Below are 13,433 nucleotides of genomic sequence, written 5' to 3'. Positions count from 1 at the left end.
GGTGGTTGCATCACGATTGGGCCGGGCCCACGGTGGATCCATGATGCACCGGGCTGAAGACCAGCACTTCCCGTGGTTCGCGCGCCGGGTTTTCCAATCGTGCCGAGAGCAGTGCCCAGGCTTGTGCCGCAAGCTCCCCGGAACTCTGCGGAATGCTGGTGATCTCCCGGGTCACGGCGTAACCGTCGTCTGGCTGGTCCAACGACAACACCGAGAGTTCCGCGGCGACCGCGATGCCCCGGACTTCGGCCTCTCGCAGGGCCGCCCAGGCACCGTCGGCGCTGAGGCTGATGATCGCCGTCGGTCTTGGCGCCTCGGCCAGCAATGCCCGTACGGCGAGAACGGCTTCGTGCAGATCGTACCCGCCTTCGGCCACGGTGAGATCGAAGCCGGCCTCCGGCAATATCGAGCGCAGAGCTCGATTCCGGGGCGCCGCGGAGAGGCTGTCCGGCACCTGGATGAAGCCGATCCGGTGGTGACCGTTGGCCCGGAGCACACGGGCGGCCTCGTGCGCTTGGCGGACCGCATCGATCCGGACCACATCGGCATTGCTTCCCTCCGCGGGCCGGCCGACCACCACGGTGGGCAGGTTCGCTGCGATCACGCGGAACTCTTCAGTGGGCAGATTGCCACTGCCGATGACCAGCCCGTCCACCCGAAGCTCGAGCAGGGTTTGCAAGGCCCGGGATTCGCTGGCGTTGTCCAAGTTCCCGGTGACCGCGATCATCCGGTAACCGGCCCGGGCGGCATGTTCCTGCAGGTTGAACATCAACCGGCCATAAAAGGGTGCTGTGGAGCGTCGGACCAGCAAGCCGATGTTGCGGGTCCGCCCCAAAGCCAAGGCCTGGGCTGCGGCGTTGGAGGAGTAGCCTAGCTTCGCGATGGCCTGCTGGACCTTTCGCCTGGATTGCGCACTGACTTGGCCATTCCCGGTCAAAACCCGGGAGACCACCGACTTGGAAACGCCGGCCGCTTGGGCCACGTCGATGATGGTGGGGTTTCGGTAGAGAGGCATCCATTCATTCCTAGCATAGGAACCGGACCCGGCTGAACACCTGGTGGGTTTCGACATCTGCGGAGCCTGTTGCGAAACGGGTTTGGACTTCGGCCAAGCCGCGCAGCAGCGGTTCACCGGGATACCGGCACCTGCTGTTCGCTTCGGCTCCCCAGCAGAACAGTTCAGCGGCTTCGAAGCGTTTTGCCGCACCATGGGTTTGCCCGACGAGTCCCGCTGAACGGACAGTGCTGGTGTCGTCCGGTTTCGGAGTGATTTCGACCTTATTCTGGTGCCATGGATTTCCAGCTGCGCCAAGCCACCCCGGACGACGCCGAAGCGGTGGTCCGGATGCACACCCAGGCGCACCAGGAGAGCTACGCCGGATTGCTGCCGGCAGAGTTCTTCGCCGGCCGGCGCCGATCTATGCCGGAACGGACCGAACAGCGCCGGCCCTATCTGGCCAGCCCGGATCCGCGGCTGCTGGCCTTCGACGCCGACGGCGAACTGGTCGGGTTGGCCGATGCCGGGCCCGGCCGGCAACCGGGTTGGCAGCACCGGCTCGAGTTGTACTCGCTTTACACCCTGCAGCGGACCCACGGCAGCGGCCTGGGCCCGGCGCTGCTGCAGGCTGCTGTGGGCGCCGGGCCGGCCTACCTCTGGACGCTGGCGGAAAACCACCGGGCGCAGGCGTTATACGCCAAGCACGGCTTCATCGCCGACGGCGGGCGCAAGTTCCTCTCCCCGGAGTGGCTCGGGCTGCCGGAGATCCGGATGGTCCGATCCGCGGATTGAGCGCCGGCCGCAGATCAGCGGGTCCCACCGAGTCTGCCTGGTCAGTGGGCCAAAACGAGTATGTCCCACTGAGTTCATCGACTCAGTGGGACATACTCGTGGCAGAACGCCGGGAGAAACTAGATCTGGCGGGCCAGAATCGCTTGTTTGACCTCGGAGATCGCCTTGGTCACCTGGATGCCGCGCGGGCAGGCTTCCGAGCAGTTGAAGGTGGTCCGGCAACGCCAGACGCCTTCCTTGTCGTTGAGGATCTCCAAGCGCATATCGCCGGCATCGTCACGCGAGTCGAAGATGAAGCGGTGCGCATTGACGATCGCGGCCGGGCCGAAGTACTGGCCGTCGGTCCAGAACACCGGGCAGCTCGAGGTGCAAGCAGCGCACAAGATGCATTTGGTGGTGTCGTCGAAGCGCTCGCGGTCTTCTGCGGACTGCAGGCGTTCCTTGGTCGGCTCATGGCCCTTGTTGATCAGGAACGGCATGATCTCCCGGTAGGACTGGAAGAACGGCTCCATGTCCACAATGAGATCTTTTTCCACCGGCAGGCCCTTGATCGGCTCCACCGTGATCGGCTTCTTGGTGTCCAGATCCTTCAACAAGGTCTTGCACGCCAAGCGGTTTCGGCCGTTGATCCGCATCGCATCCGAACCGCAGACGCCGTGCGCGCAGGAACGGCGGAAGGACAGCGTGCCGTCGTGCTCCCACTTGACCTTGTGCAAAGCGTCGAGCACCCGGTCGGTGCCGTACATGGTGAGTTTCCACTCGTCCCAATGCGCTTCGGTCTCGTCTTCCGGGTTGTAGCGGCGGACTTTGAGCGTGATGTCGAAGGTGGGGATTTCCCCGCCGCCGCCCACGCTCGCCGGGAGTTCGATTTTCGACGCCGGCTCCGGAGCGGTTTCCGCGGTCTCGATTGTGGTTGTCATCAGTACTTCCTCACCATCGGCTCATAGCGGGTGAAAATAACCGGCTTGGTGTCCAGCCGGATGCCAGCGATGTGCTCGGCTTCGGATTCGTTGTCCAAATAGGCCATCGAGTGTTTCATGAACTTCTCGTCGTCGCGGTCCGGGAAGTCCTCCCGGAAGTGTCCGCCACGGGATTCTTCGCGGTGCAGGGCCGCCACGGTCATCACCTTGGCCAATTCCAGGAGGAAGCCCAATTCCACGGCTTCGAGCAGATCCAGGTTGAATCGTTTGCCCTTGTCCTGCACGGTGATCCGCTGGTAGCGCTCTTCGAGCTTCGCGATGTCGCTCAAGGCCAGGTGCAGGGTTTCCGCGGAACGGAACACCTGCATATTGGCATCCATGGTGTCCTGCAGATCCTTGCGGATCGCGGCCACCTTCTCGGTGCCCTCCGAGCTGCGCACGTGGTCCAACAGGCCCAGCGTGTACGCTTCCGGGTCTTCCGGGAGGTCGACGTAGTCGGCACCCAAGGCGTATTCCGCTGCGGCGATGCCGGCGCGTTTGCCGAATACGTTGATGTCCAGCAGCGAGTTGGTGCCCAAACGGTTCGAGCCGTGCACCGAGACGCAGGCGACCTCGCCGGCGGCGAACAGGCCGGGGACCACGGTGTCGTTGTCCTGCAGGACCTCGGCTTTGATGTTGGTCGGGATGCCGCCCATGGCGTAGTGCGCGGTCGGGAAGACCGGGACCGGTTCGGTGAACGGCTCGACGCCCAGGTAGGTGCGGGCGAACTCGGTGATGTCCGGCAACTTCGCTTCGATGTGCGCCGGTTCCAAGTGGGTCAGGTCCAGGAGCACGTAGTCCTTGTTCGGGCCGCAACCGCGGCCTTCGCGGACCTCGTTGGCCATCGAGCGGGCCACGATGTCGCGCGGCGCCAAGTCCTTGATCGTCGGCGCATAACGCTCCATGAAGCGCTCGCCTTCGGAGTTGCGCAGGATCGCGCCTTCGCCGCGGGCCGCTTCGGAGAGCAGAATCCCCAAACCGGCCAAGCCGGTCGGGTGGAACTGGAAGAATTCCATGTCTTCCAGCGGAATGCCGCGGCGGAAGGCGATCGCCATGCCGTCACCGGTCAGGGTGTGCGCGTTCGAGGTGGTTTTGAACACCTTGCCGGCGCCGCCGGAAGCGAAGACCACGGATTTGGCTTGGAAGACGTGCAGCTCGCCGCTGGCCAGGTCGTAGCTGACCACACCGGAGACCCGCTTCTGCCCGGTTTCCTCGTCGACCACGGTGAGCAGGTCCAGCACGTAGTACTCGTTGTAGAACTCGACATTGTGCTTGACGCAGTTTTGGTACAAGGTCTGCAGGATCATGTGGCCGGTGCGGTCGGCAGCGTAACAGGCGCGGCGCACCGGGGCCTTGCCATGGTCCCGGGTGTGTCCGCCGAAACGGCGCTGATCGATCCGGCCTTCGGGTGTGCGGTTGAACGGCAGGCCCATTTTTTCCAGATCGAGGACCGCGTCGATGGCTTCTTTCGCCATCACTTCGGCGGCGTCCTGGTCGACCAGGTAGTCACCGCCCTTGACCGTGTCGAAGGTGTGCCATTCCCAATTGTCTTCTTCCACGTTCGCCAGCGCGGCGCACATGCCGCCTTGGGCTGCGCCGGTGTGCGAACGCGTGGGATAGAGCTTGGTCAGCACAGCAGTGCGTGCGCGTTGCCCGGACTCGATGGCAGCACGCATGCCGGCCCCGCCTGCACCGACGATCACCACGTCGTATTTGTGAACCTGCATACCGTGAAACTCCTCTGTGGAACCATGCCCGGATTTCCGATCTGGAACTGAGGTCAATCGAAAATTTCGGAATCGAAAACTAAGCTGCTGAAAAACTCGAGCCGCTGGGCGGACTCAGGGCGCTGGGCAGAAGCTGCCCGGCAGCGGGACGCCGTCCGAGCCGACCACGCAGGGGTCAAAAGTGAAGATCACCAGGGTGCCCAGCACGATGATCACCGCAGTGGCGAGGTAGAGCACGGTCTTGAGCACCATCCGGGTGCCGTCTTTTTCCGCGTAATCGTTGATGATCGTGCGCACGCCGTTGGTGCCGTGCAGCATCGCGAGCCAGAGCATCAGCAGATCCCAGATCTGCCAGAACGGACTGGCCCACTTGCCGGCGACGAAGCCGAAGTCGATCTGGTGCACGCCTTCGCCGAGCATCAGGTTGACGAAGAGGTGGCCGAAGATCAGCACGATCAGGATCACACCGGAGAGCCGCATGAACAGCCAGGCGAACATTTCGAACTTGGAGCCCGAGCTCTTGTTGCGGTTGTAATTCACTTTCCCACTGCGTGGGGCTTCGATTGCAGTCATTTCAGTGACCTCCCCAGAGCGGTGCGAGGACGATGCTCAGTTGGCGGATCAGGAACGGGATCATCACGATCACCCAGAGGCCCAGCACACCCCAGAGCAGCTGACGCTGGTACTTGGGGCCCTTCTTCCAGAAGTCGACCACGATGATCCGCAGGCCGTTGAAAGCGTGGAATACGATGGCGGCGACCAGGCCGGCTTCCAGCAGGCCCATCACGGGGTTCTTGTAAGTGCTGATCACCGCGTCGTAGGCTTCCGGCGAAACCCGGACCAAAGAGGTGTCGAGGACGTGAACCAGTAAGAAGAAAAATATCGCGACACCGGTGACTCGGTGCGCTACCCAGGACCACATGCCTTCATGGCCGCGGTACAGGGTGCCAGCTGGTTTCGTCGGCACTGATTAAACCTCCCGGTAATGCAACTGCATGCAACTTCGTTGAGCGCGTTTGCACCCTCGGCGACGCTGGTTGCCAAAGCTGTGCTAGTTCAGCTAGCTCAAGCCTAAATCTAAACTTCGCTCACAGCTTACTCAACTTAGGCTTCCCTATCTCAGTGCGGCAGGTCACATCCCAGTGCTGAGGCGGGAACCCGGATGAGACCCAGCTCTCAGCAAGTGCTCCCTTAAAGCCAGTCTTCGGACGAATCTCGGGCAAGCCCCGCCTGTCGCGAAGGGTCTGGGCCGCAGGTCGGCTAAAGTGGTCGGCAATGACTTCTTTCGCTTCGAACGACGACGGCGCGGGCCTTGCTGCCCCGCAGCGTGCAGCTTTGGCATCCTTTCATGCGGTGATTCCGGCGGGCGGGGTGGGTACCAGGCTATGGCCGCTTTCCCGCGCCGGTGCGCCGAAATTCCTGCATGATTTGACCGGTTCCGGCAGCACCCTGCTGCGTGCCACCTATGACCGCCTGGAGCCGCTGGCCCACGATCGGATGATGGTGGTGACCGGCGTCGCGCACAAGGAAGCGGTCTGCGGGCAGCTTCCCGAGATCCCGGATTCCGAGCTGGTTCTGGAAAGCGAACCCAAGGACTCCGCGGCCGCGATCGGTCTGGCTGCCGCGATCCTGTTCGAGCGGGACCCCTCGATCATCATGGGCTCCTTCGCGGCAGACCATGTGATCAGCCCGGACGGGGTGTTCCAGGCCGCAGTCCGGGAAGCGATCCTGACCGCGGCGCCCGGCGAAGGCTCCGACGGCAAGATCGTCACCATCGGCATTGCCCCGACGCATGCCTCCACCGGCTTCGGCTACATCCGCACCGGAGACCCGCTGGCCGTGGCCGGAGCCCCGCACGCCTATGCCGTGGCGGAATTCGTGGAGAAGCCGGATCAGCAGACCGCGGACCGGTATCTGGCCGAAGGCGGTTACAGTTGGAACGCCGGCATGTTCGTGGCTCCGGTCTCCCTGATGCTCAAACACCTCGCCGCGAACGAGCCGGAGCTGCACGCCGGGCTGACCGAGATCGCGCAGGCCTGGGACACCCCGCAGCGGGCCGAGGTCACCGGACGGATCTGGCCGAACCTGCCCAAGATCGCGATCGACTACGCGGTCGCTGAACCGGCCGCGGCCGCCGGCGACGTCGCGGTGATCCCGGGCGAATTCCGTTGGGACGACGTCGGGGATTTCGCCGCGATCGGCAGGTTGAACAGCGCCAAAGATACCGACAACGTCACGGTGCTCGGCGAAGGCGCCCGCCGGGTGTTCACCGAAGACGCCTCCGGCGTCGTGGTGACCGACACCAAACGGGTGATCGCGTTGATCGGCATCGACGACGTGGTGATCGTGGACACGCCGGACGCCTTGCTGGTCACCACCACCGCGCATGCGCAGCGGGTCAAGGCGGCGGTGGAGAGCCTCAAGGCCTCCGGAGATGTCGACGTGCTCTGAGATGCTGTCCGAGACCGAGGCGCTCTGGGCGCGATTCGATGAACTGTCCGCGACGGAATTCCGGGCTGAACTCGAGGCCTTGCTGGCGCAACTGCCGACAGGGGATCCACGCATCGCGTTTGAACGGGGCGGATTTTTCGACTCCACCGGTTGCCCGGAGCAGGCGGTCCCGTGGTACCGGCAAGCCCTCGCCGAAGGGCTGGCGGGTTCGGAACGCCGGCAGGTCGCCGTGCAGTTGGCCAGCTCGCTGCGCAATCTGGGCGAGCTGGATGCGGCTGAAGCGCTCTTGCGCGGCGAACTCGAAGCGCCGGACGACGAGTACAGCCCGGCGCTGAAGAGCGTCCTGGCGCTGGTCCTGGTCTCGCAGGGTCGGGAGCGGGAGGCGGTCTCGACCGCGCTGCTGGCCTTGGTGCCCTACTTGCCGAGATACCAGCGTTCAATGACCAACTACGCCCGGGAACTGCTCGAAGATTGAGCCGGGATCTTCCCGTGTGACGCAGATTAGCGGCGAAACCAAGCGGATTGGCTAGAGTTTCGTTGTGCGCAATTACACTCAGGAAGCCGAGCCGGCCGAGCCCATCGGGCCGTGGCTGGAACCGTTGCTGGCCGGACTGCTGGATTTCCGTCGGGATCTGCACCAACACCCGGAGCTGTCCCGGCAAGAGTTCCGGACCACCGACAAACTCGTGGAACGGCTCAGCGCGGCCGGCCTGGATCCGCGACGGTTGGCAGGCACCGGGGTGGTGGTCGACGTCGGCGAGGGGCCGATCGCCACCGCGCTGCGCGGGGACATCGACGCGCTGCCGGTGATCGAAGAGACCGGATTGGCCTTCGCCTCCACGAACCACGGCGTCACGCACGCCTGCGGTCACGACGTGCACACCACGACCATGCTGGGGATCGCCCTGGTGCTGCAGGCGATGCATCGACGGAATCCGTTGGGCGGAACCGTCCGGATCATTTTCCAGCCGGCTGAGGAGACCATGCCCGGCGGCGCCTTGGACTGCATTGCGCAAGAGGTGCTGCTCGGGGTCCCGCGGATCATGGCTTTGCATTGCGATCCACGGATCGAAGTCGGCAAGATCGGCACCCGGATCGGCGCGATCACCTCCGCCTCGGACACCATCAAGATCGAACTCACCGGTCGTGGCGGGCATACCTCGCGGCCGCATCTGACCGAAGACCTGGTGTTCGCCTTGGCCCAGATCGCGGTTCAGGTGCCCGCGATCCTCTCCCGCCGGGTAGATGTCCGCAGCGGCGTTTCGGTGGTCTGGGGCCAGCTGCACGCCGGGGCCGCGCCGAACGCGATTCCGGCCACCGGATTCATGTCCGGCACGATGCGCTGCCTCGATCGGGATGCCTGGCATTCGGCGGGGGAGCTGCTCGACGACGTGGTGCAGCAAGTGGCCGCGCCTTACGGGGTGGATGTGCACTTGGAGCACACCCGGGGGGTGCCGCCGGTGGTCAATTCGGAGCACGAAACGGCGATCATCGAAGCTGCGGCGCGGGCGGAATTGGGCGAAGACGCGGTAGTGCTCACGCCGCAATCGATGGGTGGCGAGGATTTCGCCTGGTTCCTGCAGGACATTCCGGGCGCCATGATGCGCCTGGGCACGCACACTCCCGGCGGCGAGGTCTACGACCTGCATCGCGGCGACTACGTGCTCGACGAAGCCGCGCTGGCGAACGGTATCCGGGTCTTGGCGGCCGCTGCGCTGCGTACCATCCGGGATCTGGCTTAGCCGGTTCGGCCCAGCGGCGGGCTGGTGCGACGGACTCGGTCCTTTGATCTGCCGAATTCCGTACCAGGCCCCCCACCGAGTCTGTCAGCGGTGTTCGTGGAATCTTCGGGTCAAATATATTGTGCACAATCTAATTGCGTACTACAGTGATCTCATGACCGAACGGCAGATCCTCAAAACGCAGATTTGCTTTGCGCTGTATTCGACGTCCCGGTCCTTCACCGCGGCCTACCGGCCGATGCTCGAGGCCGTCGGGCTGACCTACCCGCAGTACCTGGTGCTGCTGCTGCTCTGGGAGCAGGACGGTGCGAGCGTGCACGAACTCGGCGAGGCCCTGCAGCTGGACTCGGGAACCCTCTCACCGCTGCTCAAGCGGATGGAAACCGCCGGTCTGGTTCGCCGCCGTCGGGCTGCCGACGACGAGCGCCGGGTGGAGGTCGAATTGACCGACGACGGCGCTGCGCTGCGCCAGCGGGCCAGCTCCGTGCCGCACGACCTGGCCGAAAAAGCCGGGATCAGCGCCCAGGAAGTCGAACAGCTCTGTTCGATCCTGGGCAAACTCAACAACTCCCTTCGCAAAACACTTTCCACAACCAACCAAGGAGCATCATGAACATCGCTTACACCGCAGAAGCACTCGCCACCGGAGACGGCCGCGACGGCCAGGGCCGCACTTCGGACGGCAAACTCGACGTCACCTTGGCGGTTCCGGTCGAGATGGGCGGTACCGGTGAAGGCACCAACCCGGAACAGCTCTTCGCGGTCGGCTACGCCGCCTGTTTCCACTCCGCGCTGCGCGTGGTGGCCCGGCGGCAGAAGGCCGATGTGACCGATTCCACGGTGGCCGCGAAGGTCGGCATCGGCTCGAACGGCCAAGGCGGATTCGGCCTGGCTGTGGAACTCGAAGTAAGCCTGCCGGCGGTGGACGCCGAGACCGCGCAGGCGCTCGTCGAAGCAGCCCACCAAGTGTGCCCGTACTCCAATGCGACCCGGGGCAATATCGAGGTCAAGCTTTCGGTTGCCGGAGTTGCCGCATGAGCCTGCCGACGACGACCCGCCAGTTCGAACTGGCTTCGCGGCCCAAGGGCGTGCCGACCCTGGAGAACTTCCGATTTGCTGAAGCCGCGCTGCCGGAACTCGAGGACGGTCAGATCCTGGTCAAAAACCTGGCGATCTCGGTCGACCCGTACATGCGCGGCCGGATGAACGACGTGAAGTCCTACACCCCGCCTTACCGGCTCGACGAGCCGATGCTGGGCGGTGCCGTGGGCGAGGTGCTGGCCAGTCGCAGTGCCGAGGTCGCGGTCGGCGACGTCGTGGTGCACGAAAAGGGTTGGCGCGAAGCTGCGGTGCTGGCCGCGGACGGCGTCCAGAAGGTCGATCTGTCGATCGCTCCGGCGACCGCCTACCTGGGCGCCCTCGGCATGACCGGGCTGACCGCCTATGCGGGCCTGACCAAAGTTGCCGAGTTCAAGGCCGGCGATGTGGTCTTCGTGTCCGGTGCGGCCGGAGCCGTCGGTTCGATGGTGGGCCAACTCGCGAAACAACTGGGTGCTTCCCGCGTGATCGGCAGCGCCGGCTCGGCGGAAAAGGTCGCGCAACTGCTGGAGCTTGGCTTCGATGCAGCGTTCAATTATCACGACGGTCCGGTCAAGGACCAGCTCAAGGCGGCCTTGGGCGACTTCGAAGGCATCGACGTGTACTTCGACAACGTCGGCGGTGAACACCTCGAAGCCGCGATCTGGCATTTGAACACCTTTGGGCGGGTTGCGCTGTGCGGTGCGATCAGCCAGTACAACGCCACCGAAGCGCCGGTGGGTCCGCGCAACCTCGCCCTTGCCGTGGGCAAACAATTGACGCTCCGTGGATTCCTGGTGTTTTCCTACTACCAGTTCGCCGAGGAATACGCGCAGCTGGTGGGCCCTTTGCTGGCCGACGGGAAGATCCAGTACAAGGAAACCGTTGTTACCGGCATAGAGAATTCTGCGCAGGCTTTCATCGACATGCTGGCCGGCGCCAATACCGGAAAGATGGTCATCACCCTTGACTGAAGCAGTTGCGCCCCACTCCCATGCAGACCAGCCGACGCAGCGGAAGATTCCGCTGTCGGTTTTGGACTTGGCCAGCGTGGGGGTGGGGCGCAGCTCTGCCCAGGCGCTGACCGACTCCACGACGCTGGTGCAAGCCGCCGATCGCTTGGGCTATGCCCGGTACTGGGTGGCCGAGCACCACAATATGCCCGCGGTGGCCTCGACCAATCCGCCGGTGCTGATGGCCCATCTGGCCGCGGCCAGCGAGCGGATCAAGCTGGGCTCCGGTGGCGTCATGCTGCCGAACCACGCCCCGTTGGTGGTGGCCGAGCAGTTTGCGCTGCTCGAGGCGTTGCACCCGGGCCGCATCGATTTGGGCATCGGCCGGGCGCCGGGTACCGATGGTGCGACGGCGCAGGCGCTGCGCCGGCATACCGATGCGATGTCGATCGAGGACTTCCCGCTGCACGTCTTGGAGACCATGGCGATGCTCGGCGATGTGCGGCCGGAGCTGATCGAGGCACTCGGCCCGCGCAAGCCGTTGGCAGCGACGCCGAATGCCCAGTCCTATCCGGAAGTGTGGTTGCTCGGCTCTTCGGGATACAGCGCCCAAATGGCCGGGATGTTGGGCTTGCGCTACAGCTATGCGCACCATTTCGCGCCGGACGCGCTCGCCGCCGTCGAACTTTACCGAAGTGCTTTCCAGCCCTCTCCGGCGCTGGACAAACCGCACGTAATGATCGCGACCTCGGCGCTGATCGCTGAGTCGGTTGAACGGGCGGAATTCCTGGCCGGCCCCAGCCGGGTGCAGGCACTCGCGCTGCGCACCGGGATGCTCGGCCCGATCGTGACGCCGGAGCAGGCCGCCGAACGGGTGTTCAGCGAAGCCGAGCTGGCCGCGATGAAGAATCTGCCCGCGATCAAGACCGTGGGCACCGTGGAAACCGTGCTCTCGGAACTGCGCGCCTTGGTCGAGGCCACCGGGGCCGACGAACTCATGGTCACCGGATACACCTACGACGTCAATGATCGGATCAACACTCTGGAAGCCCTCGCCACGAACTGGTAACCCCACCCTCGAAGATGCATCTTTAGCATTGAGATAGCCAATTGACCGCCCAAACACCATCTGTATGTCAAAGATGCATCTTCGCGGGATGGGCGGGGTGTGGAGTGGATTGCTGGGGGCAGCAGTTTGCGACCGGGTGTTGATAACAACTTTCCAACGATGCCGGGAATCGATCCGCTAGGATTTCCACCGTGACCTAGGTCGCACTACTATGGGGTGATCATTGCGCCAGCGAGACCTTGCTTGTCAAGAACCCGCGGCGCTGCACCACGAATCATCAGTGAAAACAGCGTTGGGCCCGGGCGGGGGATTCGCCTTGGCGGACAGACACTCATTGAACATCTTGTGGGGCCGCATCTTTAATCTGGCCTGTGAAAATCAGGATTGTCTGGAGGAACATTGAAGAAAACTCTGCAGCGCACGCTGATGCGCGGTGCCACGGTGGGAACTGTCGGGCTGAGCGCAACCGCGTTGTTGCTCACCGGTTGCGGTGCCGCGCCGGAAGCCGGCGGTTCGGCGTCCGGCGGCGCGACCAGCAGTGACTACACCGCCTGCATGGTCTCCGATTCGGGCGGCTTCGACGACAAGTCGTTCAACCAGTCCAGCCACGAGGGGCTGCTCGCTGCGCAGAAGGACCTGGGCATCAAGATCAACGCGGTCCAGTCCAAGGCGGACACCGACTACGACCCCAATCTGCGTTCCATGGTTTCCGGCGGCTGCAAGATAACCGTCACCGTCGGCTTCCTGCTGGGCGATGCCACGAAGGCGATCGCCACCGCGAACCCGAACAGCAAGTTCGCGATCGTCGATTACCAGGACCCGACCTTCCCGAGCAACGTCAAGCCGATCATCTACGACACGGCACAAGCCGCGTTCCTGGCCGGATACCTTTCTGCAGCGACCTCGAAGACCGGCAAAGTCGCCACCTTCGGCGGCGTGAACATCCCGACCGTGACCATCTTCATGGATGGCTTCGCCGACGGCGTGAAGTACTTCAACGAGAAGAAGGGCAAGTCGGTTCAGGTCCTCGGTTGGGACAAGGACAAGCAGGACGGCAGCTTCGTGGGCGACTTCAAGCAGGTCGACAAAGGCAAGGTGCTGACCCAGGGCTTCCTGGACCAGGGCGCGGACATCGTGATGCCGGTGGCCGGACCGGTCGGTTCCGGAGCCGGTGCGGCGATCAACGAGGCCAAGGCCAAGGGATCCGATGCCAAGCTGGTCTGGGTCGACTCGGACGGCTACTTGACCGCTCCGGATTACAAGTCCGTGCTGCTCACCTCGGTGATGAAGACCATGTCCACCGCGGTGGAAACCGTAATCAAAGACGATAAAGACGGCAAATTCGATCCGACGCCCTACATCGGCACGCTGGACAACGGCGGCGTCGCGTTGGCGCCGTTCCACGACCTCGACTCCGCAGTTTCCGCGGACACCAAGAGCGAGCTGGACCAGCTGAAGAAGGACATCATCTCCGGCGCGGTCAAGGTCGAATCCAAGGCCAGCCCGAAGAAGTAACTGAAAACTGCGGCACATCGCCGCATCCTGCGGGAACGCTGCCCTCCGGCCCTTGGCCCCGGCCAAGCCGGAGGGCAGCGTGTTTGCGTCCGGCAACGATCGGATAGCTATGCTGTTGGCTACAGATAGTAGCCTTTTCACCCACAGACAG

14 protein-coding genes are annotated in these 13,433 nt (G+C 64.0%); 9 read left to right on the top strand and 5 right to left on the bottom strand.

Going from position 1 to position 13,433, the window contains the following annotated elements:
- Window positions 1-10: 10 nt before the first annotated feature.
- Window positions 11-1,015: a LacI family DNA-binding transcriptional regulator gene (locus JOE69_RS06735; protein WP_309797165.1), complete on the bottom strand. Its 1,005-nt coding sequence runs from the start codon at window positions 1,013-1,015 to the stop codon at window positions 11-13.
- Between the two features lie 276 nt (window positions 1,016-1,291).
- Between JOE69_RS06735 and JOE69_RS06730 the strand changes: the two genes are divergently transcribed.
- On the top strand, window positions 1,292-1,789 hold the full coding sequence (locus JOE69_RS06730) for a GNAT family N-acetyltransferase (protein ID WP_309797163.1): 498 nt from the start codon (window positions 1,292-1,294) through the stop codon (window positions 1,787-1,789).
- Between the two features lie 119 nt (window positions 1,790-1,908).
- Here JOE69_RS06730 and JOE69_RS06725 read toward each other — a convergent pair whose 3' ends face one another.
- The 4 genes from JOE69_RS06725 to sdhC form a co-directional block, all read right to left on the bottom strand.
- A complete protein-coding gene (locus tag JOE69_RS06725; protein WP_296363843.1) occupies window positions 1,909-2,709 on the bottom strand; it encodes a succinate dehydrogenase iron-sulfur subunit in 801 nt (266 codons plus the stop codon).
- A complete protein-coding gene (gene sdhA, locus JOE69_RS06720; protein ID WP_296363844.1) occupies window positions 2,709-4,475 on the bottom strand; it encodes a succinate dehydrogenase flavoprotein subunit in 1,767 nt (588 codons plus the stop codon). The genes JOE69_RS06725 and sdhA overlap by 1 nt, the downstream gene beginning before the upstream one ends.
- A 114-nt stretch (window positions 4,476-4,589) precedes the next feature.
- Entirely contained in the window at window positions 4,590-5,048 is a 459-nt protein-coding gene (locus JOE69_RS06715; RefSeq protein ID WP_296363845.1) for a succinate dehydrogenase hydrophobic membrane anchor subunit, read from the bottom strand.
- Between the two features lies 1 nt (window position 5,049).
- Window positions 5,050-5,442 (bottom strand): succinate dehydrogenase, cytochrome b556 subunit, encoded by a 393-nt coding sequence (sdhC, locus tag JOE69_RS06710; protein WP_296363846.1) that lies wholly within the window; start codon window positions 5,440-5,442, stop codon window positions 5,050-5,052.
- A 308-nt stretch (window positions 5,443-5,750) separates the two neighbouring features.
- Between sdhC and JOE69_RS06705 the strand changes: the two genes are divergently transcribed.
- From JOE69_RS06705 to JOE69_RS06670, 8 genes are all read left to right on the top strand, one after another.
- On the top strand, window positions 5,751-6,926 hold the full coding sequence (locus JOE69_RS06705) for a mannose-1-phosphate guanylyltransferase (protein WP_296363847.1): 1,176 nt from the start codon (window positions 5,751-5,753) through the stop codon (window positions 6,924-6,926).
- Window positions 6,910-7,401, top strand: coding sequence for a tetratricopeptide repeat protein (locus JOE69_RS06700; protein ID WP_309797158.1), 492 nt, complete (start codon window positions 6,910-6,912; stop codon window positions 7,399-7,401). Before JOE69_RS06705 ends, JOE69_RS06700 begins: the two co-directional genes overlap by 17 nt.
- A gap of 64 nt (window positions 7,402-7,465) precedes the next feature.
- Window positions 7,466-8,668 (top strand): amidohydrolase, encoded by a 1,203-nt coding sequence (locus tag JOE69_RS06695; RefSeq protein WP_309797156.1) that lies wholly within the window; start codon window positions 7,466-7,468, stop codon window positions 8,666-8,668.
- A 154-nt stretch (window positions 8,669-8,822) separates the two neighbouring features.
- Window positions 8,823-9,281, top strand: coding sequence for a MarR family winged helix-turn-helix transcriptional regulator (locus JOE69_RS06690; RefSeq protein ID WP_309797154.1), 459 nt, complete (start codon window positions 8,823-8,825; stop codon window positions 9,279-9,281).
- Complete coding sequence (locus tag JOE69_RS06685) at window positions 9,278-9,706, top strand: organic hydroperoxide resistance protein (RefSeq protein WP_309797151.1); 429 nt, start codon at window positions 9,278-9,280, stop codon at window positions 9,704-9,706. Before JOE69_RS06690 ends, JOE69_RS06685 begins: the two co-directional genes overlap by 4 nt.
- Window positions 9,703-10,719, top strand: a complete 1,017-nt coding sequence (locus tag JOE69_RS06680; RefSeq protein WP_309797149.1) for an NADP-dependent oxidoreductase — start codon at window positions 9,703-9,705, stop codon at window positions 10,717-10,719. Before JOE69_RS06685 ends, JOE69_RS06680 begins: the two co-directional genes overlap by 4 nt.
- The gene (locus JOE69_RS06675; RefSeq protein ID WP_309797146.1) at window positions 10,712-11,767 is read left to right on the top strand and encodes an LLM class flavin-dependent oxidoreductase; all 1,056 of its coding nucleotides are present in this window, start codon (window positions 10,712-10,714) and stop codon (window positions 11,765-11,767) included. Before JOE69_RS06680 ends, JOE69_RS06675 begins: the two co-directional genes overlap by 8 nt.
- 426 nt (window positions 11,768-12,193) lie before the next feature.
- A complete protein-coding gene (locus JOE69_RS06670; protein WP_374709740.1) occupies window positions 12,194-13,282 on the top strand; it encodes a BMP family lipoprotein in 1,089 nt (362 codons plus the stop codon).
- Window positions 13,283-13,433 lie beyond the last annotated feature (151 nt).

The organism is Arthrobacter russicus (assembly GCF_031454135.1).
GTDB lineage: Bacteria > Actinomycetota > Actinomycetes > Actinomycetales > Micrococcaceae > Renibacterium > Renibacterium russicum.
Note: the sequence above shows the minus strand (reverse complement) of the source record. Positions and strands in the feature narration are given on the sequence as shown.